Origin of the sequence: Virgisporangium aurantiacum (assembly GCF_016863635.1) — a bacterium.
GTDB lineage: Bacteria > Actinomycetota > Actinomycetes > Mycobacteriales > Micromonosporaceae > Virgisporangium > Virgisporangium aurantiacum.
Map to the genome: position 1 here is coordinate 20,461 of NZ_BOPG01000004.1, position 23,218 is coordinate 43,678.

At 70.1% G+C, this 23,218-nt stretch carries 22 protein-coding genes; 7 read left to right on the plus strand and 15 right to left on the minus strand.

Translation table 11 applies throughout. The features are described 5' to 3' along the window. Positions 1-2 precede the first annotated feature (2 nt). The 8 genes from efeO to Vau01_RS02625 all read right to left on the minus strand — a co-directional run bounded on the left by efeO (position 3) and on the right by Vau01_RS02625 (position 8,763). The gene (gene efeO / locus Vau01_RS02590; protein WP_203986687.1) at positions 3-1,133 is read right to left on the minus strand and encodes an iron uptake system protein EfeO; all 1,131 of its coding nucleotides are present in this window, start codon (positions 1,131-1,133) and stop codon (positions 3-5) included. Then, positions 1,133-2,011: an iron uptake transporter permease EfeU gene (gene efeU / locus Vau01_RS02595; protein WP_203986690.1), complete on the minus strand. Its 879-nt coding sequence runs from the start codon at positions 2,009-2,011 to the stop codon at positions 1,133-1,135. Before efeU ends, efeO begins: the two co-directional genes overlap by 1 nt. 131 nt (positions 2,012-2,142) lie before the next feature. Further along, positions 2,143-3,621, minus strand: coding sequence for an adenosylhomocysteinase (gene ahcY, locus Vau01_RS02600; RefSeq protein ID WP_203986692.1), 1,479 nt, complete (start codon positions 3,619-3,621; stop codon positions 2,143-2,145). 222 nt (positions 3,622-3,843) lie between these two features. Continuing rightward, complete coding sequence (manA, locus tag Vau01_RS02605; RefSeq protein ID WP_203986694.1) at positions 3,844-5,004, minus strand: mannose-6-phosphate isomerase, class I; 1,161 nt, start codon at positions 5,002-5,004, stop codon at positions 3,844-3,846. Further along, the gene (locus Vau01_RS02610) at positions 5,004-5,987 is read right to left on the minus strand and encodes a cation diffusion facilitator family transporter (RefSeq protein WP_203986696.1); all 984 of its coding nucleotides are present in this window, start codon (positions 5,985-5,987) and stop codon (positions 5,004-5,006) included. The genes manA and Vau01_RS02610 overlap by 1 nt, the downstream gene beginning before the upstream one ends. Continuing rightward, positions 5,984-7,207, minus strand: a complete 1,224-nt coding sequence (locus Vau01_RS02615; protein ID WP_239151263.1) for an SIS domain-containing protein — start codon at positions 7,205-7,207, stop codon at positions 5,984-5,986. Before Vau01_RS02615 ends, Vau01_RS02610 begins: the two co-directional genes overlap by 4 nt. Before the next feature lie 5 nt (positions 7,208-7,212). After that, entirely contained in the window at positions 7,213-7,374 is a 162-nt protein-coding gene (locus Vau01_RS02620) for a Trm112 family protein (RefSeq protein ID WP_203986698.1), read from the minus strand. A 21-nt stretch (positions 7,375-7,395) separates the two neighbouring features. Further along, positions 7,396-8,763, minus strand: coding sequence for a phosphomannomutase/phosphoglucomutase (locus Vau01_RS02625; protein WP_203986700.1), 1,368 nt, complete (start codon positions 8,761-8,763; stop codon positions 7,396-7,398). Positions 8,764-8,874: 111 nt separating this feature from the next. Here Vau01_RS02625 and Vau01_RS64500 point away from each other — a divergent pair, with 111 nt between their 5' ends. Further along, positions 8,875-9,009 carry a hypothetical protein gene (locus Vau01_RS64500; protein WP_275423907.1) on the plus strand — a complete coding sequence of 45 codons (135 nt, stop codon included), beginning with the start codon at positions 8,875-8,877 and terminating at the stop codon, positions 9,007-9,009. On the opposite strand, the gene Vau01_RS02630 is transcribed toward Vau01_RS64500, so the two are convergent. Next, positions 9,010-10,419 (minus strand): aldehyde dehydrogenase family protein, encoded by a 1,410-nt coding sequence (locus Vau01_RS02630; RefSeq protein WP_203986702.1) that lies wholly within the window; start codon positions 10,417-10,419, stop codon positions 9,010-9,012. A gap of 27 nt (positions 10,420-10,446) precedes the next feature. Here Vau01_RS02630 and Vau01_RS02635 point away from each other — a divergent pair, with 27 nt between their 5' ends. Both Vau01_RS02635 and Vau01_RS02640 read left to right on the plus strand, forming a co-directional pair. Beyond that, a complete protein-coding gene (locus tag Vau01_RS02635) occupies positions 10,447-11,877 on the plus strand; it encodes a gamma-aminobutyraldehyde dehydrogenase (RefSeq protein WP_203986705.1) in 1,431 nt (476 codons plus the stop codon). Between the two features lie 196 nt (positions 11,878-12,073). Further along, positions 12,074-12,928, plus strand: a complete 855-nt coding sequence (locus Vau01_RS02640; RefSeq protein ID WP_203986708.1) for a type IV toxin-antitoxin system AbiEi family antitoxin — start codon at positions 12,074-12,076, stop codon at positions 12,926-12,928. 84 nt (positions 12,929-13,012) lie between these two features. On the opposite strand, the gene Vau01_RS02645 is transcribed toward Vau01_RS02640, so the two are convergent. From Vau01_RS02645 to Vau01_RS02655, 3 genes are all read right to left on the minus strand, one after another. Further along, positions 13,013-13,312 (minus strand): hypothetical protein, encoded by a 300-nt coding sequence (locus Vau01_RS02645; protein ID WP_203986711.1) that lies wholly within the window; start codon positions 13,310-13,312, stop codon positions 13,013-13,015. Positions 13,313-13,524: 212 nt separating this feature from the next. Beyond that, positions 13,525-14,535 carry an agmatinase gene (speB, locus tag Vau01_RS02650; protein WP_203986713.1) on the minus strand — a complete coding sequence of 337 codons (1,011 nt, stop codon included), beginning with the start codon at positions 14,533-14,535 and terminating at the stop codon, positions 13,525-13,527. Next, positions 14,532-15,731, minus strand: coding sequence for a saccharopine dehydrogenase family protein (locus Vau01_RS02655; protein WP_203986715.1), 1,200 nt, complete (start codon positions 15,729-15,731; stop codon positions 14,532-14,534). The genes speB and Vau01_RS02655 overlap by 4 nt, the downstream gene beginning before the upstream one ends. A 116-nt stretch (positions 15,732-15,847) precedes the next feature. Between Vau01_RS02655 and Vau01_RS02660 the strand changes: the two genes are divergently transcribed. From Vau01_RS02660 to Vau01_RS02670, 3 genes are read left to right on the plus strand one after another with little or no spacing between them, the layout of a single operon-like run. Further along, positions 15,848-17,365: an APC family permease gene (locus Vau01_RS02660; protein WP_203986717.1), complete on the plus strand. Its 1,518-nt coding sequence runs from the start codon at positions 15,848-15,850 to the stop codon at positions 17,363-17,365. A 4-nt stretch (positions 17,366-17,369) separates the two neighbouring features. After that, positions 17,370-17,828 carry an Lrp/AsnC family transcriptional regulator gene (locus tag Vau01_RS02665; RefSeq protein ID WP_203986719.1) on the plus strand — a complete coding sequence of 153 codons (459 nt, stop codon included), beginning with the start codon at positions 17,370-17,372 and terminating at the stop codon, positions 17,826-17,828. Continuing rightward, on the plus strand, positions 17,825-19,171 hold the full coding sequence (locus Vau01_RS02670; RefSeq protein WP_203986721.1) for an aspartate aminotransferase family protein: 1,347 nt from the start codon (positions 17,825-17,827) through the stop codon (positions 19,169-19,171). The genes Vau01_RS02665 and Vau01_RS02670 overlap by 4 nt, the downstream gene beginning before the upstream one ends. Here Vau01_RS02670 and Vau01_RS02675 read toward each other — a convergent pair whose 3' ends face one another. Further along, positions 19,172-19,522, minus strand: a complete 351-nt coding sequence (locus Vau01_RS02675; RefSeq protein ID WP_203986723.1) for a DUF3499 domain-containing protein — start codon at positions 19,520-19,522, stop codon at positions 19,172-19,174. A gap of 109 nt (positions 19,523-19,631) precedes the next feature. On the opposite strand from Vau01_RS02675, the gene Vau01_RS02680 reads away from it, so the two are divergent. Next, complete coding sequence (locus tag Vau01_RS02680) at positions 19,632-20,081, plus strand: metallopeptidase family protein (protein WP_203929290.1); 450 nt, start codon at positions 19,632-19,634, stop codon at positions 20,079-20,081. A gap of 33 nt (positions 20,082-20,114) precedes the next feature. Here Vau01_RS02680 and Vau01_RS02685 read toward each other — a convergent pair whose 3' ends face one another. Continuing rightward, positions 20,115-20,372 carry a WhiB family transcriptional regulator gene (locus tag Vau01_RS02685; protein ID WP_203929289.1) on the minus strand — a complete coding sequence of 86 codons (258 nt, stop codon included), beginning with the start codon at positions 20,370-20,372 and terminating at the stop codon, positions 20,115-20,117. 303 nt (positions 20,373-20,675) lie between these two features. Then, positions 20,676-23,189 (minus strand): bifunctional FO biosynthesis protein CofGH, encoded by a 2,514-nt coding sequence (locus Vau01_RS02690; RefSeq protein WP_239151253.1) that lies wholly within the window; start codon positions 23,187-23,189, stop codon positions 20,676-20,678. Positions 23,190-23,218: the final 29 nt, after the last annotated feature.

Below are 23,218 nucleotides of genomic sequence, written 5' to 3' on the forward strand. Positions count from 1 at the left end.
CTCTACTTCTGTGCCACGACCGCGGCGACCTTGCTGATCGGCTCGCCCAGCGCGTTGATCGTGTCGGTGAGTTCCTTCAGGTCGGCCTCGGTGAGCTCGGGGTAGAGCTTCCAGCCCTCGCCCTTGCGGTGCTTGTCGAGCGCGGCCTCGGCCGCGGCGAACTTCTCGTCGAGCGTCGTGGCGAGTGCGGGGTCACGGTCGTCGAGCACCGGACGGAGCGCGGCGACGGCGGCCTTGGAGCCCTCCAGGTTTGCCCGGAAGTCCCACAGATCGGTGTGCGAGAAGATGTCCTCCTCGCCGGTGATCTTGCCGCTGGCGACCTCGTCGAGCAGTTCCTTGGCGCCGTTGGCCAGCTGCAGCGGGGAGAGCTTCTCGCTGTTGGCCAGGTCGACGATCTTCTGCACGTCGGCGAGCAGCTTGTCGGCGATCGGGCCGCTCTGCGACACGTCGTTGGTGACCCAGAGGTCCTTCTCGAGCTTGTGGAAGCCGGTGAACTCGGTGCCCGCCTCCAGGTCGGCCTCGCGGCCGTCGATCAGCGGGTCGAGGTCACCGAAGATCTCGGCGACCGGCTCGATCCGCTCCCAGTACGTGCGGGCGACCGGGAACAGCGCCTTGGCCTTCTCCTTGTCGCCGGCCTTCACCGCGTCGACGAACTCCTTCGTCTTCACGATCAGGACCTCGGTCTGGCTCTTGACGTACCGCTGGTAGTTCTCGGCGGCGGCGGCGAGCTTCGCGTCCTCGGTGAGCGGCTTCGACTCGCCGGTCACCTTGAAGGCGCCGCGGATGCCCTTGCCGCTCATGCCCGGCTTGCACGCCGTCTCGTACGTGCCGGCCGGCAGTTCCACGATCATCTCGCGGCTGAGGCCGGGCACGATGTTCTCGACCTCGCTCATCACCCGGTCGCCGGCGGCGTACACGTAGAACTCGGTGACCTTCGCGCCCTTGTTGGTCACCGCGAACCTCACCGTGCCGGCGGCCGCCTCGGTCTTGCTGACCTTGCAGTCGGTGTCGGTGGCCGTCACTTCGATCTTGCCGCTCGCGTCGCCTTTGTTCTCGTCGTCGCCGCAGGCCGCCAGCGCGCCGGCGGCGAGCGCCGCGACGGCGCCGATCGCGAGAAGTCGGGTGGTGCGCATCATGCTCCTTCAGGGGCAGGTTCGGGGTCCGGCGCGGCCCGCGCCGTGGTCGGGGTGCGCGGCGCGGCTTGCGGCCGCGGCGGCTTTTGCGGCAGGAGGAAGAGCACGAGGACGGGGACGGCGTACGCCACCCAGGCGACGACCTCCAGGACGCTGGCCGTCGGCGTGACGTTGAACATGCCGGCCAGCAGCGCCGAGTACCACGCGTCGGGGGCGAGCACGCCGCTGACGTCGTACGCGAGCGTGTTCAGGCCGGGCAGCACGCCGGCCTCCTGGAAGTCGTGGACGCCGTACTTGAGGATGCCGGCGGCCACCAGGACGAGCAGGAGCCCCGTCCAGAAGAAGAACCGCCCGAGGTTGACGCGCACCGCGCCCGCGTACATCACGAAGCCGATCGCCACGGCGGTGAGGATGCCGCCGAGGATCGCCAGCAGCGGCCCCGCCGAGGTGGTGGCGCCCTGCACGGCGGCGAAGAACAGCAGCGCCGTCTCCAGGCCCTCGCGAGCCACCGAGAGGAACGCCATCACCACCACGGCCACCGCGCCCATCCGGATCGCCTCGGCGAGCTTCTCCCGCAGCTCACCGCTGATCCGGCGGGCCATCCGGCGCATCCAGAAGATCATCCACGTGACGAACACGACGGCCACCGTCGACGCGATCGCCTCGAACAGTTCGCTCTGCTCGAACGTCAGGTTCGCGCTGGTGTAGGTGAGCAGGGCGCCGAAGCCGACCGAGAGGGCGACGGCGGCGGCCACTCCGGCCCACACGAAGCGCAGGTAGCGGCGTTGCTCGCTCTTCACGAGGAACGCCACCAGGATGCTGACGACGAGTGTGGCTTCGAGGCCCTCGCGCAGTCCGATCAGGTAGCTGGCAGTCACGGCTGTTGATCCGAGTTCTAACTGGGAATAAAACTTAGGCCAGCCATACCTTAGCTACCGAACCACGGGCGTCAAATAGGCGGAGCGGGCCATCGTGGCCCGCCCCGCCTATTCGGGTGATGCGGCTTGACTCAGTAGCGGTAGTGGTCGGGCTTGAACGGGCCCTCCACCGGGACGCCGAGGTACTCGGCCTGCGCCTTGGTGAGCTCGGTGAGCTTGACGCCCAGGGCGGCGAGGTGCAGCCGGGCGACCTTCTCGTCGAGGTGCTTGGGCAGCACGTAGACGCCCAGCGGGTACTGCTCGGTCTTGGTGAACAGCTCGATCTGGGCGATCACCTGGTTGGTGAACGAGTTCGACATCACAAAGCTCGGGTGACCGGTGGCGTTGCCCAGGTTCAGCAGCCGGCCCTCCGACAGCACGATGATCGAGTGACCGTCGGCGAACCGCCACTCGTCGACCTGCGGCTTGATGGTGACCCGCTCGACGCCCGGTAGCTTCGCCAGCCCGGCCATGTCGATCTCGTTGTCGAAGTGACCGATGTTGCCGACGATCGCCTGGTGCTTCATCCGGCTCATGTGGTCGGCCGTGATCACGTCGAAGCAGCCGGTGGCCGTGACGAAGATGTCGGCCGTGCCGACCACGTCGTCGATCGTGGTGACCTGGTACCCGTCCATCGCCGCCTGCAGCGCGCAGATCGGGTCGATCTCCGCGATGATGACCCGCGCACCCTGGCCGCGCAGCGACTCGGCGCAGCCCTTGCCCACGTCGCCGTAGCCGACGACCACCGCGACCTTGCCGCCGATGAGCACGTCGGTGGCCCGGTTGATGCCGTCGATGAGCGAGTGGCGGCAGCCGTACTTGTTGTCGAACTTGCTCTTGGTGACCGAGTCGTTGACGTTGATCGCCGGGAACAGCAGGGAGCCGCGCTGCATCATCTCGTACAGCCGGTGCACGCCGGTGGTGGTCTCCTCGGTGACGCCCTTGATGGCGGCGGCCACGCGGGTCCACCGCTGGGTGTCGGCCTTCAGCGAGCGCTGCAGGACACCGAGGATGATCGCGTACTCCTCGTTGTCGGCCGTGTCGGGCGACGGAACCGCGCCGGCCGCCTCGAACTCGGCACCCTTGTGCACGAGCAGCGTTGCGTCGCCGCCGTCGTCGAGGATCATGTTCGGGCCGTGACCGTCGGGCCAGAGCAGCACCTGCTCGGTGCACCACCAGTACTCTTCGAGCGTCTCGCCCTTCCAGGCGTACACCGGAACACCCGCGGGCTTCTCCGGCGTGCCGGTGGGGCCGACCACGATGGCCGCCGCGGCGTGATCCTGCGTCGAGAAGATGTTGCAGCTGGCCCAGCGCACCTCCGCGCCGAGCGCGACGAGGGTCTCGATGAGCACCGCGGTCTGAATGGTCATGTGCAGCGAGCCGGTGATGCGGGCACCACGCAGCGGCTGCGCCTCGGCGTACTCCCGCCGGATGGCCATCAGCCCCGGCATCTCGTGCTCGGCGAGCTGGATCTCCTTGCGCCCGAACGCCGCGAGCGCGAGGTCGGCCACGCGGAAGTCGCCCTCGGCCAGGGAACCGGGCGCGTCGGTACGCGGAAGGGTACTGGTCATTGATTCTCCAGGATCTGCGGCTGCAGTGGACGGCTATCAACCCTACGCGGCGTCCCGGACGCGCATAACGCACGGGGCGCCGGTCGGCATCGCTGCCGGCCGTCGCCCCGTGCTTCCCCCCGGTTTGGTTCCCCCGCGCGTGGCTTCGGACTCGCGTCGCGATGACACTGCGTGGTTAAGAACTTACTCTTCGCACAGGGGATGTCAAGCGAAATGCCCGATTTATCGGCCCGGCGTGGCCATGTAGAGATCGCCGGTGCCGGTGACCGTCAGCGCCTTCGTGCCCGCCGCCGCGAAGGCGACCTCACCGCCGCGCAGGGTCAGGGGCTGGGTACCGTCGTCGACCGTCACCTCGCCGGTCAGGCACAGGGCGATCCGCGGGCCGGTGCCGGGCAGCTCCGCCGAACCGCCGCTGAGCGTGGCGCGGAACAGGGCGAAATCGGGGACCGGCACGGGCCAGGTGCACACGCCGGGCGCCAGGTCGACGGGCCGGACCACCGGGTCGGCCAGGACCTCGAACCGCAGGACGCGCAGCAGTTCCGGCACGTTGATGTGCTTCGGGGTCAGGCCGCCGCGCAGCACGTTGTCGGACGCGGCCATGATCTCCACGCCGACGCCCTTCAGGTAGGCGTGCAGGTTGCCGGCCGGCATCCACACCGCCTCGCCCGGTGCCAGCCGCACGCGGTTGAGCAGCAGCGCGAGCACCACGCCCGCGTCACCGGCGTACATCGCCGCCAGTTCGCCCACCAGCTCGTAGCCCGGCCGCCCGGCCGCCGCCTTCACGGTCGCCGCGACCAGCGGGCCGGGCACCGGCATCGTCAACAGCGCGGTCACCGCGCCACGGAGGGCGGCGGCCTGGTCGGGGTTGTGCAGTTCGGCGATGACCGGGTGCAGGTGCCGCACGTCGAGCGCGGCCAGCAGGTCGGCCGACTCGCGGGGCGGCCGGAACCCGCACAGCGCGTCGAACTCCTCCACCGCCACCAGCAGTTCGGGCTTGTGGTGGCGGTCGACGTAGGTGCGGTGGGGCGCGTCGCGGGGGACGCCGGCCGCGTCCTCGGCGTCGAAACCCGCCTCGGCCTGCGCCGTCGTCGGATGCGCCTGCAACGACAGCGGCGCGGCCGCCGCGAGCACCTTCAGCAGGAACGGCAGCCGCGGCCCGAACTCCTCGACGGTCTCGGCGCCGAGGAGCCCGGCCGGGTCGGCGGTGACCGCCGCGTCGAGCCCGACCCCCGCGTCGGCGAGCACCGCCGGCGCGCCCGGGTGCGCGCCCATCCACAGCTCCGCCTCGGGACCGTCGGACGGCACCGGGCGACCCTGCAGTGCCGCGATCGCCGTCCGGGAACCCCACGCGTAGCCGCGGATCGGGGCGTCGAGCCGCCGCATCAGTGCGCCGCCTGCGCCGAGGGTCCGGCCGCCTCACCGGCCGCTGTGCCGGGCGCCGCGCCGTCGGCCCGGGGGATGTCGGGCTCCAGGTAGATCACCCGCGCGATCGGTACCGCCGCCCGGATGCGCTCCTCGACCGCGTTGATGCCGGCGGCCACCTCGGCCGCGGAGTCGGACGTCTTCACCGCGAACTTCGCGGCGACCAGCAGTTCCTCCGGGCCGAGGTACATGGTGCGCATGTGGATGAGGCCGGCCACCTCGTCGCTGTCCTTGATCGCGGCCTCGATCGCCCGCGTCTGCTCCGGGGTGGCCCCCTCGCCGACGAGCAGGCTCTTCATCTCGATCGCCAGGATCGCCGACACGACGATGAGCAGGAGGCCGATGGCGGCGCTGCCCATCGCGTCCCACATGCCGTCGTGCGTCACCAGGGTGAGCACGATGCCGATGAACGCGAAGACGAGCCCCAGCAGGGCGGCCAGGTCCTCCAGCAGGATCACCGGCAGTTCGGGGACCCGGGCATGCCGGATGAACTGCACCCAGGTCGCGTCGCCGCGGATCTTGTTCGTCTCGATGATCGCCGTGCGGAACGAGAAGCTCTCCAGGACGATCGCCGTGCCCAGCACCACCACCGGTACCCAGTGCCAGCTGTCGATCCCGTGCGGGTCGGCGAACTTGTGCCACGCCTCGTACAGGGCGAAGATGCCGCCGACGAAGAACAGCACCACGGCCACGATGAACGCGTAGATGTACCGGTCGCGGCCGTAGCCGAACGGGTGCTGGGGGGTGGCCTGGCGCTTCGACGTCTTGCCGCCGAGCAGCAGCAGGGCCTGGTTGCCGGAGTCGGCCACCGAGTGGATCGCCTCGGCCAGCATCGACGACGACTGGGTCAGGAAGAACGCGATGAACTTCGTGACCGCGATGCCGAGGTTCGCCGCCAACGCCGCGACAACGGCCTTGGTCCCGCCCTCCCCGCCAGCACTCATGAGTTGGTCAGCTCCTTCAGCTCGGAGATCGCCGGAACCGCCATCGGGTCGAGGCCGTGCGCGAGGCCGAGGTAGATCGAGGCGAAATCGGGGATGGCGAGCAGCGACGCCAGGCGTTCCAATGCTGAGCCACCCTCGGCCTCCACCACGCTGATCCGCACCCCGCGCTGCTCCGCGATCTGCTGAACGGCGTCGGCGCGCCGTTCCTCGACGCTGGCCGGCTCGTCACCGTCGTCGTTGGCGGCCACGCCGTCGGCCGTCGGATGCTCCTCGCGGAGGCCACCGTCGCGCAGCAGCACCAGGCGCAGGCGGACGTCGGGTCCGTCGTCGTCGCCCGGATCGGCGAAGATGTCGCGCTCGGCCTCGCTGAGCGCGCCGTACACGCCGTCGAGCAGGCCGACCCGGCCCCGGCCGGCCTCGCCCAGCCCACCCGCGACGGCCGGGTACCGGGCGTTCGCGGCGAGGGTGTCGGCGAACCGCCGAGCGGCGACCGTGGCCAGCGGCGACGACCCCCACAGCACCGGGATCGAGCCGGCGAGGTCGAGGGCGAGCGTCTTGCCGGGGTTGACGAACGACTCCAGCGCCGGCCGGCACCGCTCGGCCTCGGCGTCGAGCCGGATCGCGGTCTCGGCGAAGTCCGTTTCGGTGATCTTGACCAGACCGAGGTGACGCGCGGCCAGCAGCACCGGGATGGTGAGCGCCCAGAAGCTGGCCCGGGCGGGGGCGCGCCGGGGCACCGGAACGAACGTCGCCCGGGCCCGCTCGGCCATCGCCTGCAGTTCGGTGTCGGGCGCGCCGATCGCCACCAGCCGCGCGCCGCGCCGGGCCGCCGCCTCGGCGGCCGCGAGCGCCTCCGGCGACCGTCCGGACGCCGAGACCGCGATCACCACATCGGCGGCGCCCACCCAGCCGGGGATGCCGGCGCTGCGGTGCGAGAGCACCGGCACCGGGCAGCGCGGCCCGGCCACGGTCTCCAGCACGTCACCGGTGCGGGCGGCGGTGCCGACGCCGGCGACGACGACCGCGCGCGGACGGCCCTCGTCGATCAGCGGACGGAAGTCGGCCTCGGCCGCCAGCGCCGCGGACTCCCGCACCTGCGCACCGGCCGAGGCGGTGGCCCGCAACATCTGGCCGGGGTCGGCCGCTTCCATCGCCGCCTGGTCGTCGAGCAGGGCATGATCGGCGACGCGCAACCCGCGCACGCCGGCGGAACCGTCCAATGGGTTCACTTGGCTTCGTCCAGGAGCAGCACCGGAACGTTGTCCTCGATCCGGAAGACGCGCTGGCAGACGGTGCAGGTCAGCGTCTGCGCGGCCGCGTCGTAGGCCAGTTCGGCGTGGTGCTCGTCGGGGCAGCGCAGCTGCTCGAACAGGTCCGTCAGGTCCATTGGGGTGTTCTCCTTCATCGATCAGGCCCGCACGATCTCGAGGATCTCGTCGCGTAGCTGCGCCATACCCGCGGAGGTGGCCGCTTCCACGTTCAACCGCAGCAGCGGCTCGGTGTTCGACGGACGCAGGTTCGCCCAACTGCCGTCGGCGAACATCAGGGTGAGTCCGTCGAGGTGGTCGAGCGTCACGCCGTCGCGGTCGGCGAAGGCCTTCTCCACGTCGGCGATGCGGGCGGCCTGGTCGTCGACGGTCGAGTTGATCTCGCCGGACGCCACGTACCGCTCGTACTCCGCCGCGAACTCCGACAGCGGCGTCGGCTGCCCACCCAGCGCGGCCAGCAGGTGCATCGCGGCCAGCATGCCGGTGTCGGCGAACCAGAAATCACGGAAGTAGTAGTGCGCCGAGTGCTCGCCGCCGAAGATCGCCCCGGTGCGGGCCATCTCGGCCTTGATGATCGAGTGGCCGACGCGGGTGCGCACCGCCGTGCCGCCGTGCTCGGCGATGATCTCCGGCACCGCCCGCGACGTGATCACGTTGTGGATGATCGTCGAACCCGGGTGCTTGGCCAACTCCCGGGTCGCGACCAGCGCCGTGATCGCCGACGGCGACACCGCGTCGCCGCGCTCGTCGACGGCGAAGCAGCGGTCGGCGTCGCCGTCGAAGGCCAGGCCGAGGTCGGCGCCGTGCTCGCGGACAGCCGCCTGGAGGTCGACCAGGTTCGCGGGTTCGAGCGGGTTGGCCTCGTGGTTCGGGAAGCTGCCGTCGAGCTCGAAATACAGGGGGACGATCGTGAGCGGCAGGATCGCGGGGTCGAGCACGGCCGGAACCGTGTAGCCGGCCATGCCGTTGCCGGCGTCGACCACCACCTTCAGCGGGCGGATGCCCGACAGGTCGACCAGCGTCCGCAGGTGGGCGGCGTAGTCGGCCAACATGTCGCGCTGCTGCACGTCACCCCGCTTTGAAGCGGGCGATGGCGCGGAACCGTCGAGAATCGCCTGCGCCCGGTCTCTGATCTCGACGAGACCGCTGTCCTGGCCGATCGGCCGCGCGCCGGCGCGGCAGAGCTTGAGGCCGTTGTAGCGCGCCGGGTTATGACTCGCGGTGAACATGGCGCCGGGCAGGTTCAGCGAGCCCGACGCGTAGTAGAGCAGGTCGGTGGAGCCGAGCCCGGTGTCGATCACGTCGGTGCCGGCGGCGTTGGCGCCCCGGATGAACGCGGCGACCAGTCCGACGCCCGACTCCCGCATGTCGCGGGCAACGACGATGCGGTCGCCACCGACGTTCTCGGCGAAGGCCGTTCCGAGCGCCTCCGCGACCGTCTCGTTGAGCTGGTCGGGAACAGTGCCCCGCACGTCGTAGGCCTTGACGATCAGGCTGAGGTCGGACACCGTTATGCGCTCCTGTGATCGGTTTGACTGACCCTGAGCAGCCTAGTGCGGTATCCGCGGGCAGACGCGGCGGCACACTGCGGCGTTGTACCTGTCTGTTACAACAGTTCCGTGGATACGCCAAATGTGACTCGCCGGGCCGCCCTCGCCCTCTTCCTCGGCGGTGGTGCCGCCGCCACCCTGGCCGCCTGCGGAAAGTCGAGCTCGTCCAAGAAGAAGAAGTCGTCCAAAAAGAAGAAGAAGTAGCTACAGGTCGAGGCCGGTGAGGACGAGTACACGCTCCTCGGTGTAGTCGTCCATCGCCGACCGCAGCCCCTCCCGGCCGATGCCGCTGCCCTTCACGCCGCCGTACGGCATCTGGTCGGCCCGGAAGCTGGGCACGTCGCCGACGATCACCCCGCCGACGTCTAGATTTCTGCCCGCCGCGAACGCGGTCTTCAGGTCGCGGGTGAAGACGCCGGCCTGCAGGCCGTACTCGCTGCGGTTGACGCTTGCGAACGCCTCTTCGTCGGTCTTGACCTTGACCAGGACGAGCACCGGGCCGAACACCTCTTCGGCGGCGACCCTGGCATCGGGTGCGACGCCTTCCAGCACCGTGGGCGCGAAGAACGCTCCCTGGCGCTCGCCGCCGGTGAGGACCGTCGCCTTCGCCTCGTGCACCCATTGCTCGACCCGTCGCGCGGCCGCCTCGTCGATCATGGGGCCGACATCGGTGGTCTCGTCGTACGGGTCACCGTTCGTGAGCTTCTCGACGTTCGCGACGATCTTCTCTTTCAGCTCCTCGTAGTGCCGCTCGTGGACGATCACCCGCTGCACGGCGATGCAGCTCTGGCCGGCCTGGTAGTTCGAGAACGTGGCGATGCGGGTGGCCGCCCAGTCGAGGTCGTCCCAGTCGTGGCAGACCACGGCCGCCGCGTTGCCGCCGAGCTCGAGGGTGACGTGCTTGCGCGGCACCGCGTCCCGGATCTGCCAGCCCACCGGGCCGGAGCCGGTGAAGCTCACCACCGGGAGCCGCGGGTCCTTCACCAGCTCTCCCGCTCGTTCGTTGGGGACCGGCAGGACGCTCCACATGCCCTCGGGAAGGTCGGTCTCCGCCAGGAACTCGCCGAGCTTGAGCGCCGACAGCGGCGTCTTCGGCGCCGGCTTGAGCACGATCGGGGCGCCGACCGCGATCGCCGGCGCCACCTTGTGGGCCACCAGGTTCAGCGGGAAGTTGAACGGGCTGATCCCGAGCACGGGTCCCTTCGGCCGCCGCGTGACGAGCGCCAACCGCCCCTGCGCGCTCGGATCGGTGTCGAGGCGCTGCATCTCGCCGGTGAACCGGCGGGCCTCCTCGGCCGCCCAGCGGAACGTCGACACGGCCCGGCCGACCTCCAGGCGGGCCCACTTCAGCGGCTTGCCGTTCTCGCCGGTGATGAGCCGGGCGACCTCCTGGGCATTCTCGGAGAGCCGCCGGCTGACGTGATCCAGCGCCGCCGCCCGCTGGTGGGCCGTCTCCGTGCGGGCCGTGGCCGCCTTCGCCACCGCCTCCTCCACCTGTTCTCTCGTGGCATATGTCGTCGCTCCGACGGTTTCGCCGTCGCCGGGGTGGGTCACGGGCAGCACATCATCGCTGGACTCGGGACGTCCGGCGACGTAGAACGGGGTGGGCGCCATGGGGCGAGCCTAAGGGAGGGCGTGGTCATGCCAGACAAACGTGTCTTGCGGAACTTCATCGGTGGCGAGCACGTCGAGCCGTCCGATGGCGGGTACGCCGACCTCGTCGATCCGAGCACCGGTGAGGTGTTCGCGTCTGCGCCCGTCTCCGGTCCGGCCGACGTCGACCGCGCGATGCGGGCCGCCGCCGACGCGTTCCCGTCCTGGCGCGACGCCACTCCCTCCGACCGGCAGAAGGCGCTGCTCAAGCTGGCGGACGCGATGGAGGCCCGGGCCGACGAACTGGTCGCCATCGAGTCCCAGAACACCGGCAAGCCGATCGCGCTGACCATGAGCGAGGAGGTGCCGCCGGCCGTCGACCAGGTGCGGTTCTTCGCCGGCGCGGCCCGGCTGCTGGAGGGCCGCTCGGCGGGGCAGTACATGCAGGGCTTCGAGAGCTACGTGCGCCGGGAGCCGATCGGCGTGGTCGGCCAGGTGACGCCGTGGAACTACCCGTTCATGATGGCCGTCTGGAAGTTCGGCCCGGCCCTGGCCGCCGGCAACACGGTGGTGCTCAAGCCCAGCGACACCACCCCGGCGTCGACGCTGTTCCTCGCCGAACTGGCCGCCGAGTTCCTGCCGCCGGGCGTGCTGAACGTCGTCTGCGGCGACCGCGACACCGGCCGCGCGCTGGTCTCCCACCCCACGCCCGAACTCGTGTCGATCACCGGGTCGACCCGCGCCGGCCTGGAGGTCGCCGCCGCGGCCGCCGCCGACCTCAAGCGCACGCACCTGGAACTGGGCGGCAAGGCCCCGGTCGTGGTCTTCGACGACGCCGACCTGGATGCCGCCGCCGAGGCGATCGCCGTCGGCGGCTACTTCAACGCCGGCCAGGACTGCACGGCCGCCACCCGCGTGCTGGCCGCGCCGGGCGTCTACGACGACGTGGTCGCGGCCCTGGTCGAACAGGCCAAGGGGACGAAGGTGGGCCCGCCCTCCGACGACGACGTCGCCTACGGCCCGCTGAACAACGCGGCGCAGTTGGAGCGCGTCACCGGCTTCGTCGACCGCCTCCCCGACCACGCCTCGGTGGCGACCGGTGGCGCACGCGTCGGCTCGAAGGGCTTCTTCTACGCGCCGACGGTGGTGTCCGGGCTACGGCAGGACGACGAGGCGGTGCAGGAGGAGATCTTCGGCCCGGTGATCACCGTCCAACGCTTCACCGACGAGGACGAGGCCGTCCGCTGGGCCAACGGCGTCCAGTACGGCCTGGCCAGCTCGGTGTTCACGCGGGACCACGCGAGGGCCATGCGCATGACTACCCGCCTGAGTTTCGGCTGCGTATGGGTCAACTGCCACATCCCGCTGGTGGCCGAGATGCCTCATGGCGGCTTCCGCAAGAGCGGCCACGGCAAAGACCTGAGCACCTACTCCCTGGACGACTACACCCGGCTGAAGCACGTCATGCACGCCCTCTAACCCGTCGATCTTGCAGTTGTGGTGCCGGGTTCGCCCGTGCTTAACCCGTTTTATGAGGCACCACAACTGCAAGATCGACGCGGGTCTGTAGCACATCAGAGCGGCGGGGCCGCGGTTTTCCACAGGCCGGGTTCGATATCCACAGGCGCGGCGTCGGGGGTGCGACGCGAGGGTTTGGTCGGGCACGCTCCGGGCCATGACGGGGAAGCTCTACCTCTACCGGGACATCGTGACCGCGAATGTCTCCCGGGAACGCCTCCGCACTGCTGTGGACAAGGACGTCGTCACGCGCCTCAGTCGAGGTGTCTACACATCCGGCGACCAGCGTCCGTCGAGACTCCGTGCGCTGTTCGTCCGGCTACCCGAGGGCATCGTGCTGGGGCACGAGTCGGCGGCCCGCGTCTACGGTTTCGGCGGGCCGGGTCCGATCGACGACCCGGTGCATGTGATCGTGCCGGCCGGCACGGTACGACCGCGGATCCGCGGTGTGGCGTGCCACGAAGCCGTGCTGCCGGTGGCCGCGCCGATCCTGATCGACGGGATTCCGTGTGCCCCGCCCGCGCGCTGCGCCGTCGATCTGGCTCGGCATGCAACCAGGTTCGGCGGCATCGCCGTGCTCGACGCGGCGCTGCGCAGCGGCACCTGTACCGCCGACGACCTGGCCGACGAGGTCCTGCTGCACGACGGCCTGCGCGGCGTCTGCCGCGTGCGCGAACTCGTACGACTCGCCGACGGCCGAGCGGAGTGTGCCCAGGAGAGCCACCTGCGACTCCTGATCATCGACGCCGGCCTCCAGGCACCCGAGCCACAGGTGTGGGTGCACGACAGCAGCGGCCGGCCCGTCTACCGGATCGACCTCGCCTACCGCGAACGCCGGGTCGGACTGGAGTACGACGGCCGCTCACACCTCACACCGGACCGCCTCACCGCGGATCGCTCCCGCATGAACTGGCTGGGCAACCGGGGCTGGACCATGCGCCATTTCACCGCCAGAGACCTGTACCAGCACCCCGCCATAACAGCCGCCGAAGTCCGCGCCGCACTGGAATAGCCGTCGATCTTGCAGTTGTGGTGCCCCACAAACAGCCCAAACGCGGCCGTACCCGGCACCACAACTGCAAGATCGACGCGGAGGTCAGGATTCGGTGGCGGCTGCCTTCGTCAGGCCTACCGGGCGGGATGCGAAGGAGCCGGAGTTGGCGCCGGCCAGGGCCGGTGCGGCGGTTTCGGACGGTGCACCGCCGGAGCCGTAGCTCGAGTTCCCCCCGAACCCGGCTCCGTACGACGGACCGCCCCCACCCAGCGGCCCCCCGCCGAGCAGCTCCGCGCCGGGGCCCGGCGGGCCGGCCAGCGGGTCGGAAGCGGAGATCGCGTCGGGCAGGCCGGCCGCCCGCCGGACCTCGATCGCGTGCCGTGCCGATGCGCACGGGCTCAACTCGCCACACGCCGCGCAGACTCCCCCAGGCTGCGCCGTGTGCCGACTAATGAGATCAGTGGCAGCGCGCACGAGCGCGCTGTCGGGTTTGACGTACCCCACGGTCTGTTCCCCCCTCGACCATTACGTACCGCACCCCCGCCGCGGCAGCGCCGCTACCTTCCCATAATGCAGCGCGTGAACCACCGAGTTTTCCACGTCGCCGCAAATCGTTACCGGCCGTCAAGCAATGGTTGGCGTGGATCCCAGGTTTCACCGGAAGCATCGTCGCGGCGTCGCCGGGCGATTGCCGAGAGTGCTTCGAGGACCACCCGATTTCCGAGATATGCCGTCACATCCGACACGTCATACGGGGGTGCGACTTCCACCACGTCCACTCCCACCACAGGGAGCTCGTAGCAGCACCTCCGTACCGCGTCGAGCAGTTGCCGACCGGTGAGGCCGCCGGGTTCGGGCGTGCCGGTTCCGGGCGCCATTCCCGGGTCTACGACATCGACGTCAACCGATAGAAAGACGCCATCGCAAGAATCGGTGGCAATGGTGAAAGCTTCCGACAGACACTCGTCGAGACCGCGCGCGACTATCTCCGTCATCTCGAATGAGCGCATTGCCCGATCGGCCATCCACGACAGCACCTCCGGCCCCGGCCAGTAGCCGCGCAACCCGATCTGCAGGAACCGGTCTCCCCGGACCGCCCCCGACTCGATCAGCCGCCGCATCGGCTGCCCGTGCCCGTACAGCGAGCCGAACTCGATGTCCCCCGTGTCGGCGTGCGCGTCGAAGTGCACCAGCGACACGCGTCCCCAGCCGACGTGCCGGGCCACGCCGGTGGCGTCGGGCAGCGCGATCGAGTGGTCGCCGCCGAGCACCACCGGGATCGCACCGGCCGCGGAGACCGCCGTTACCGCCTCCTCCAGCGCCCGCAGCGAGCGCTCGATGTCGCCGCCGAACATCTCGACGTCGCCGGCGTCGTACACGCGGAGGTCGCGCAGCGCGTCGACGCGCAGGGCCAACGACGGCCGCGAGCCGTCGTGGGCGAGGTAGCACGCCTGGCGCATCGCCATCGGACCGAACCGGGTGCCCGGCCGGTGCGAGGTGCCACCGTCGAACGGCGCGCCGACGATCACCACGTCGGCGTCGGCCGGCACCGCCTCCCAGGAGCAGCGGTCGACCCCGAGGAACGTGATGTCGGGGCCGTACATCGGCCCGTAGCGCTCGGTCATTGCTCGCGGATCTCCCATGGTGCGCCGTGCTCGTTCAAGAGCTCAAGGAAAGGTGACGGCGTGAGCGCTTCCGGACCGAGGACGCCGACGCCGCTCCATCCCCCGTTCGCCAGCAGTTCGAGGGCGACCACCGGGTTCACGGCCGTCTGCCACACCACCGCCTGCGAGCCGTCCCGACTCATCGACCAGTCGTTGTCGACGACGTGGTACAGGTACACCTCGCGGGGGGACCCGTGGACCGAGCCGCGCACCCACGTCCCCGCGCAGGTCTTTCCGTGCATGCGATCGCCGAGACCCGCGGGATCGGGCAGGCAGGCCGCGACCACGTCGCGCGGCGACACCTCGACGCCGCCGACGCGCACCGGCGCAACCGAGTCGAGGCCCAGCTTGTGCAGCGTGCGCAGCACGCCGATGAACTCCTCGCCGAGCCCGTACTTGAACGTGACCCGGCCCGCCTTCACCCAGCGCGGGATCAGCAGCACCTCCTCGTGCTCGACGTTGACGCACTCCACCGGGCCGATGCCGTGCGGGAAGTCGAACACCTCGGGCTCGGAGAACGGCTCGGTGGTGTACCAGCCGCGGCCGTCCTCGTAGATGACGGGCGGGTTCAGGCACTCCTCGATCGTGGTCCAGATCGAGAACGACGGCGCGAAGTCGTAGCCGTCGACGACCAGGTCGGCGCCGTCGCGGACGCCGATCTCGTCGACGGTGTCGAACAGTTCGTCGGCGGCGTACCGCGCGAACACGTCGCTCAGTCCGGGCTCCACGCCGATGCCGACCAGCGCCAGCCGGCCCCGGTCGGCCCACTCGTCCGCACGGGCGAACTGCTCGTCGCCGAGCTTCACGCCCGTCTCCTCGAAGGGTTTCGACGGGTGCGGCCGCGACAACGACATCGCCATGTCGAGGTAGTCGGCACCGGCCTCGAACGCACCGGTGAAGATCGGCATGACGAACCGGGGGTCGACCGCGTTGAACACGTGTGTGATCCGCTCGGCCCGGCACAGCTCCGCGACCTCGGCGGGGTTCGACGCGTCGAGGCGGGCCGCGGTGAACCGGTGGTCCTTCGACGCGATCGCCCGCTGTGCCCGGGCGAGGTCGTAGTCGGCCACGACCATCGCGTCGAAGAACGGACGCCGGGCGGCGATGGCCACGGCGGCCGAGCCCACGCCACCGGCACCGACGAGCAAAATCCGCATTTAACACCTCCGATTCCTGTTTCGATCAGGTTTCCCGCCACGGAAACACTTGTCAAGACGCGCTCAACCTGCGATAAACGCAGCAGGCTCCCCCCTCGGCCTGGAGGACGGTACCCATGACTACTACCTCGCCTGCTCCCGCCGTCGCCGGCAAAGGTCTCAAACTCGGCGCGATCGGCCTGCTTTCCAGCATCGTCATCGGTGTCGCGTCGACCGCGCCCGGCTACAGCCTGGCCGCCGTCCTCGGTGGCATCTCCGCGGAGGTCGGCGACAAGGCGCCGATCATCATGTTGATCGCCTTCGTCCCGATCCTCTTCATCTCGTACGCCTACAAGTCGCTGAACGCCGAGACGCCCGACTGCGGCACCAACTTCACCTGGACCGCGAAGGTGTTCGGACCCCACGCCGGCTGGCTCAGCGGCTGGGCGTTGATCATGGCCGACATCATCGTGATGGCGTCGCTGGCCGAGATCGCCGCGCTCTACACGTACTCGCTGTTCGGCATCGAGGCGAGCGACGGCGCCGTGGTGGCGCTCGGCATCGTGTGGATCATCGGGATGACGTTCATCGCGTGGCGCGGCATCGAACTGTCGGCCCGCACGCAGTACTTCCTGCTGGCGGCCGAGCTGGCGATCCTGGCGATCTTCTCGGTCGTCGCGCTGTGGCAGGTGTACGCGGGCACCGCCGGCGACCAGGCGATCACGCCGTCGCTGTCGTGGTTCAACCCGGTCGGGCTGTCGTTCAGCGCGCTGTCCGCGGGCTTCCTCCTGGCCGTCTTCATCTACTGGGGCTGGGACTCGGCGGTCGCGGCCAACGAGGAGACGACCGACCCGCACGTGAACCCCGGTCGGGCGGCCGTGCTGTCGACGGTCGTGCTGGTGCTCACGTACGTCGTGGTGACGGTGGCGGCGCAGGCCTTCGCGGGCGTCGGCACCGAGGGCATCGGCCTGGCCAACCCGGAGCACACCGACGACGTGCTCGGCGTCACGGGCGAGGCGGCGATGGGCTCCTGGGGCGTCAAGCTGCTGATCATCGCGGTGCTCACCTCGGCCGCCGCGTCGACCCAGACGACGATCCTGCCCACCGCGCGCGGCACCCTGGCGATGGCCGCGTACAAGGCGCTGCCGGCCACGTTCGGGAGGATGAACCCGAGGTTCCAGACGCCGTCGGTGTCGACGTGGGCGATGGGCATCGTGTCGGCCGTGTTCTACGGCGGGTTGTACTTCATCAGCACCGCGGCCATGTACGACCTGATCCTCTCGATCGGCCTGCTGATCGCGTTCTACTACGGCCTGACCGGCTTCACCTCCGCGTGGCGGTTCCGCTCGGAGATCGGCACCGGGGTGAAACCCGCCCTGCAGAAGGTGATCCTGCCGCTGCTCGGCGGATTGATCCTGTTCGCCGCGATGATCCGCACCGGCATCGACCTGCTCGATCCGGAGAACAGCGAGACGACGATCCTGGGCATCGGCGGCGCGTTCGTGCTCGGCGTGGGGTCGATGCTGCTCGGCGTCGTCTTCATGATCGTCTGGAACGTCATGGCGCCGGCGTTCTTCCGGGGCGAAACGCTCCGATCCGACACGGTTGTCACGGAGACCGGGGAATTTGTCGGAACGGACGAGGCGGCATCCTGAACCCATGACTACGGAGTCCGTGCTCGACGAGACCAACAAACTCATCATCGAGCAACTGCAGCGCGACGGTCGGATGTCGTACGCCGCCCTGGCGAAGGTGGTCGGCCTCTCCGAGGCGGCGGTGCGGCAGCGGGTGCAGCGGCTGCTCGACGGCAACGTCATGCAGATCGTCGCGGTCACCGATCCGCTGACGCTCGGGTTCACCCGCCAGGTGATGATCGGCATCAAGGTGACCGGCGACCTGCGCAGCGTCGCCGACGCGCTGGCCGCCGTTCCGGAGATCGACTATGTCGTCATGTGCGCCGGCGGGTACGACCTGCTTGCCGAAATGGTCTGCACCGACGACGACCACCTGCTCAAACTGCTCAACGACACCGTACGGATGATCCCGGGCGTCACCGCGACCGAGACATTCGTGTACCTGAAACTCGCGAAACAGACCTACTCCTGGGGGACCCGATGAGCGCACACGATCACCTGTGGATGCACTTCAGCCGGCTGGCGGCCTACAAGGACACCCCGCCGCCGGTGATCGTGCGCGGTGAGGGCGCCTACATCTGGGACGCGCACGGCAAGCGCTACCTCGACGGCCTGGCCGGGCTGTTCGTGGTGCAGGTCGGCCACGGGCGGCAGGAGCTCGCGGACGCGATGGCCAAGCAGGCTGGCGAACTCGCGTACTTTCCCATCTGGTCGTACGCACACCCGTCCGCTATCGCCCTTGCCGAACGGCTGGCCACGCTGGCACCCGGCGACCTGAACCGGGTCTTCTTCACGGCCGGCGGTTCCGAGGCGGTCGAGAGCGCGTGGAAGCTCGCCCGGTCGTACTACCGGAAGGTCGGCAAGCCCGGAAAGCACAAGGTGATCTCGCGGCAGATCGCCTACCACGGCACCACGATGGGCGCCCTGTCGATCACCGGCATCCCGGCCCTGAAGCAGGACTTCGAGCCGCTCGTGCCGTCGACGTTCCGGGTGCCGAACACGAACTACTACCGGCGCCCTTCTGGTTCGGGCGACACGCCCGAGGAGTTCGGCCGCTGGGCCGCCGACCGCATCGCCGAGGCCATCGAGCTGGAGGGCCCCGACACGGTGGCGGCCGTGTACCTGGAGCCGGTGCAGAACGCGGGCGGCTGCTACCCGCCGCCGCCCGGCTACTTCGAACGCGTCCGGGAGATCTGCGACCGCTACGACGTGCTCCTGGTGTCGGACGAGGTGATCTGCGCGTTCGGCCGGCTGGGCGAGTACTTCGGCGCCACGAGGTTCGGCTACCAGCCCGACATCATCACCTGTGCCAAGGGCCTCACCAGCGGATACATCCCGCTCGGCGCCATGATCGTGAGCGACCGCATCGCCCAGCCGTTCCTGGAGGGCACGTCGACGTTCGCACACGGCATCACGTTCGGCGGCCACCCGGTGGGCGCCGCGGTCGCGATGGCCAATCTCGACCTCTTCGAACGCGAAGACCTCAACGGCCACGTGCGACGCAACCGCGACCTGTTCCGCTCCTACCTCGAACGCCTCTACGACCTCCCGATCGTCGGCGACGTCCGCGGCGACGGCTACTTCTACGGCATCGAGCTGGTCAAGGACAAGGAGACCAAGGAGACCTTCACCGCCGAGGAGTCCGAACGCCTGCTGCGCGGCTTCCTGTCGAAGGCGTTGTTCGACGCCGGCCTCTACTGCCGGGCCGACGACCGTGGCGACCCCGTGGTGCAGCTCGCCCCGCCCCTGATCTGCGAGGAGTCGCACTTCGCCGAGATGGAACAGATCCTGCGCTCGGTCCTGACCGAGGCCTGGGCCCGCTTGTAGCTAGGCGGGCGGAATGACCCGGAGGTGGGCCCGACGACCGAGCCCGGCCGCCTCCGGATAGTCGCCCTGCCGCTGCACCGGCCGGGCCGCCTCGCGCACCGCGTCGGCGAGCGCGACCAGATCGTCGCTGGTCGGCGGTGGTGGCTCGAACTCGCCGTCGTGGCGGACCAGCTCCCAGCCGCGGGGCGTGGTGAGGCTGCGGGCGTGCGGCTCGCACAGGTCGTAGGAATGGGGTTCGGCGTACGAAGCCAGTGGCCCCACGACCGCGGTCGACTCCGCATACACGTACGTCAGCGTCGCGACCGGCAGCCTGGGGCAGCCGTTGCGGGAGCAGCGCCGTGGTGACCTCACGGCGGAACGTTATCTCTCCCGGGTCCCACGAAAGGCCGAATGGCCCGCGACACGCCGTCGGTCGGCGTGCGGCCAGCCGCAGGCGGCGGGGCGTCGGTACGCTGGCGATGTGAGTTCACCTGATCGACGCAGCCGCGGGCCGGGGCGCCGCGGGCGCGATCGGCACGGCCGTGGCCTGCGGGGCCGCCTGGTGCCCGCTTCGGTGCCGTTGGCGCGCACCCGCGCCGAGATCTTCGACGATCTGGTGCTCGACGCCGTCGAGGCGTTGGAGGGCCGGTTCGCCGGCGAACTGGCCGGCGTCGAGTTCGCGGTGGAAGACGTCCCACCCGAGCTCAACGTGTACGACTCCGACGTGCTGGAAGACGGCGAGGTGCCGCTGGCCCGCCTGCTACCGGGCCGGCCCGGCCGGCAGGGTCTGCCGCCCCGGATCGTGCTCTACCGGCGTCCCCTGGAACTGCGTGCCAGCGACCGCGACGATCTCGCCGACCTCATCCACGACGTGATCGTCGAACAGGTGGCCAACCTGCTCGGCGTGAGCCCGGACGATCTCGATACATAGAAAGAACGCCCGCCACGAGGGGCGGGCGTTCCATCAGGCGGCGCGGCGCTTCAGCTTCCGCCGCTCGCGTTCCGAAAGCCCACCCCAGATTCCGAACCGCTCGTCTGAGCCGAGTGCGTACTCGAGGCACTCGGCGCGAACTTCACACCGGGTGCAGATCCGCTTGGCCTCACGGGTGGAGCCGCCCTTCTCGGGGAAGAACGCCTCCGGGTCCGTCTGCGCGCACAGAGCGCGCTCCTGCCACTCCGGAGCGTTACCAAGCAGATCGGCCACTACGACCTGGCCGTCCATCAGCGTGCCTCCTTACTGCGCGCGCCGGTTGGACACCGGCGCAACCCCCCACGCGGAAGGCGCTTGTTCTGGTCTTTCTCTCGCGGTGACGTGTGTCCTACAGGTCCGATCGGTACGGTTTTGGGCCGAACCGAACGAACCTCCCCCGTGAAATTACACGCGTGTAATGCGTGCATCGTCAAGCCGAACCTGATAATTAGGCCCGGTTGAGCATTGAATTCACAGGGTTGCCAGACTGCCACGCCGCACTGTTATCGACCCAGCACGGCCCCAGGTAACGCTCCACAGCGTGTAGTCACCCGCCTACGCGCGGGCATATGTGGTGGTCCGCTCCCGGGCGGGGCGCCCGGCCAGCGCGGCCATCGCGTGCAACTCCTGCACCGTCCGCAACGAGCCGTGGCCCGACCCCGCCATCCGCGAGATCGTCTCCTCCATCAGCGTGCCGCCGAGGTCGTTGGCGCCGCCGCGGAGCATCGTCGCGGTGCCCTCGTCGCCCAGCTTCACCCAGGAGCACTGGATGTTCGGGATCCGGCCGTGCAGCAGCACCCGGGCCATCGCGTGCACGGCCCGGTTGTCGCGCATCGTCGGCCCGGGCCGCGCGACGCCGGCCAGGTAGATCGGGGCATTGTGGTGGACGAACGGCAGCGCCACGAACTCGGTGAAGCCGCCGGTGCGGTCCTGCAGGTCGGCGAGCACCCGGAAATGGGTGAGCCAGTGCCGCGGCGAGTCGACGTGCCCGTACATCATCGTGGCGCTCGACCGCAGCCCCACCTCGTGCGCGGTGCCGACCACCTCGACCCAGGTGGCCGCCGGCAGCTTGCCCTTGGTGAGGATCCAGCGCACCTCGTCGTCGAGGATCTCGGCCGCGGTGCCGGGGATGGTGTCGAGGCCCGCCTCCTTCAACCCCACCAGCCACTCGCGCACCGACACGCCCGCCTTCGCCGACGCCGTCGCGATCTCCATCGGGCTGAACGCGTGCACGTGCATGCCGGGCACCCGCTCCTTGATCGCCCGCACGATGTTCGCGTAGATCGTGACGGGCAGCTTCGGGTCGATGCCGCCCTGCAGGCACACCTCGGTGGCGCCGGCCTGCCACGCCTCCTCGGCCCGGTCGGCGACCTCGTCGACCGACAGGCGGTAGGCGTCGGCGTCGCGCTCGCGCTGGGCGAACGCACAGAACCGGCAGCCCACGTAGCAGACGTTCGAGAAGTTGATGTTGCGGTTCACCACGTAGGTGACGTCGTCGCCGACGGTGTCGCGGCGCAGCCCGTCGGCAAGGCCCGCCAGCGCTTCGAGCGCCGGGCCGGTCGCGGTGAAAAGAGCCAGGGCAAGATCTTCATGTGACGCGGTGAGCAGCGCTCCCGGGTCCTTCTCCGCCAGCCGCAGGGCGGCCATCGCGTCGCCCTCGATGCGCTCGACCGGCTGCACCGCGTTCTTCACCTCGGCCCAGTCGCCGTACACCGAGTCGAAGTCACCGCGCCGGTCGCCGGTACGCCCGGCCACGTCGATGTCGACGTGCAGGTCGGTGCGGCCGATCGACTCGAAGCCGCCGTCGGGCTCCTGCCACGGCAGGCCGGTCGGATACGCCTTCTCGTTCGCCAGCCCGGTGGTGACGTCGATCAGCGCGGCGACGTGCGCGCCGAGGCGCGGGTCGAGCCACGGGTCGCCCTGCTTCGCGTAGCGCGGGTAGATCGTGAGCCGCTCGCGGAGTTCGAAGCCGGCCTCCGCCGACCTCTTCGCAAGCTCGTCGATCTGCGGCCAGGGGCGCTCGGGGTTGACGTGGTCGGGCGTCACCGGCGACACGCCGCCCCAGTCGTCGATGCCGGCCCGCAGGAGCAGCGCGTACTCGTCACCGATGAGGTTCGGCGGGGCCTGGATGCGCGCACCCGGGCCGAGCACGAGCCGGCCGACCGCGACGGTGGCCGCGAGGTCGTCCAACTCGGCGTCGGGCATGCCGCGCATGGCCGTGTCGGGCTTCGCCCGGAAGTTCTGGACGATGACCTCCTGGATGTGCCCGTACTCGCGGGCCAGCTGGCGGATCGCGAACAGCGACTCGGCCCGCTCGGTGAGGTTCTCGCCGATGCCGATCAGGATGCCGGTGGTGAACGGGACGTTGACCCGGCCGGCGTCCGCCAGCACCCGCAGCCGCACGGCGGGATCCTTGTCGGGCGAGCCGTAGTGCGGGCCGCCCTTCTCCGACCACAGCCGGGTGGCGGTGGTCTCCAGCATCATGCCCATGCTCGGCGCCACCGGCTTGAGCCGCTGCAGGTCGGCCCAGCTCATGACGCCGGGGTTGAGGTGCGGCAGGAGGCCGGTCTCCTCCAGCACGGCGATGGCCATCGCGCGCACGTAGTCGAGCGTGGAGTCGTAGCCGCGGGCGTCGAGCCACTCCTTCGCCTGCGGCCACCGGTCCTCGGGCCGGTCGCCGAGCGTGAACAGGGCCTCCTTGCAGCCCTGCGCGGCGCCCTCCTTGGCGATGGCGAGCACCTCGTCGCGGTCGAGGAACGCCGACGGCACCTTGTGCGGCACGGTGGCGAACGTGCAGTAGTGGCAGCGGTCGCGGCACAACCGCGTCAGCGGGATGAAGACCTTCTTCGAGTAGGTGACCACGCCCGGCCGGCCGGCGTCGGCCAGGCCCGCGTCGCGCACGGCACCGGCGGCGGCGAGCAGGTCGTCGAGCGCCTCTCCGCGGGCGGCCAGGAGGACGGTCGCCTCGGTGACGTCGAGCGGGCTCCCGTCACGGGCTCTGCGCAGCGCCCGCCGCACGGCGGAACTGGGCTGGCCGGTCGGGATGGCGGCAGCGCGATCTTCTGGCACGTCTTGCAGCCTACGACGCAAGCCGGGTG

What these genes read in the sequence shown, in the direction of transcription:
- Vau01_RS02685 (WP_203929289.1), bottom strand. Translation starts at nt 20,372, where the DNA reads ATGGACGGCCAGGTCGTAGTGGCCGATCTGCTTGGTAACGCTCCGGAG.
- Vau01_RS02610 (WP_203986696.1), bottom strand. Translation starts at nt 5,987, where the DNA reads ATGAGTGCTGGCGGGGAGGGCGGGACCAAGGCCGTTGTCGCGGCGTTG.
- Vau01_RS02655 (WP_203986715.1), bottom strand. Translation starts at nt 15,731, where the DNA reads ATGCGGATTTTGCTCGTCGGTGCCGGTGGCGTGGGCTCGGCCGCCGTG.
- Vau01_RS02630 (WP_203986702.1), bottom strand. Translation starts at nt 10,419, where the DNA reads ATGGCGCCCACCCCGTTCTACGTCGCCGGACGTCCCGAGTCCAGCGAT.
- efeO (WP_203986687.1), bottom strand. Translation starts at nt 1,133, where the DNA reads ATGCGCACCACCCGACTTCTCGCGATCGGCGCCGTCGCGGCGCTCGCC.
- Vau01_RS02670 (WP_203986721.1), top strand. Translation starts at nt 17,825, where the DNA reads ATGAGCGCACACGATCACCTGTGGATGCACTTCAGCCGGCTGGCGGCC.
- Vau01_RS02620 (WP_203986698.1), bottom strand. Translation starts at nt 7,374, where the DNA reads ATGGACCTGACGGACCTGTTCGAGCAGCTGCGCTGCCCCGACGAGCAC.
- speB (WP_203986713.1), bottom strand. Translation starts at nt 14,535, where the DNA reads ATGACCGAGCGCTACGGGCCGATGTACGGCCCCGACATCACGTTCCTC.
- Vau01_RS02635 (WP_203986705.1), top strand. Translation starts at nt 10,447, where the DNA reads ATGCCAGACAAACGTGTCTTGCGGAACTTCATCGGTGGCGAGCACGTC.
- Vau01_RS02640 (WP_203986708.1), top strand. Translation starts at nt 12,074, where the DNA reads ATGACGGGGAAGCTCTACCTCTACCGGGACATCGTGACCGCGAATGTC.
- ahcY (WP_203986692.1), bottom strand. Translation starts at nt 3,621, where the DNA reads ATGACCAGTACCCTTCCGCGTACCGACGCGCCCGGTTCCCTGGCCGAG.
- Vau01_RS02665 (WP_203986719.1), top strand. Translation starts at nt 17,370, where the DNA reads ATGACTACGGAGTCCGTGCTCGACGAGACCAACAAACTCATCATCGAG.
- manA (WP_203986694.1), bottom strand. Translation starts at nt 5,004, where the DNA reads ATGCGGCGGCTCGACGCCCCGATCCGCGGCTACGCGTGGGGTTCCCGG.
- Vau01_RS02660 (WP_203986717.1), top strand. Translation starts at nt 15,848, where the DNA reads ATGACTACTACCTCGCCTGCTCCCGCCGTCGCCGGCAAAGGTCTCAAA.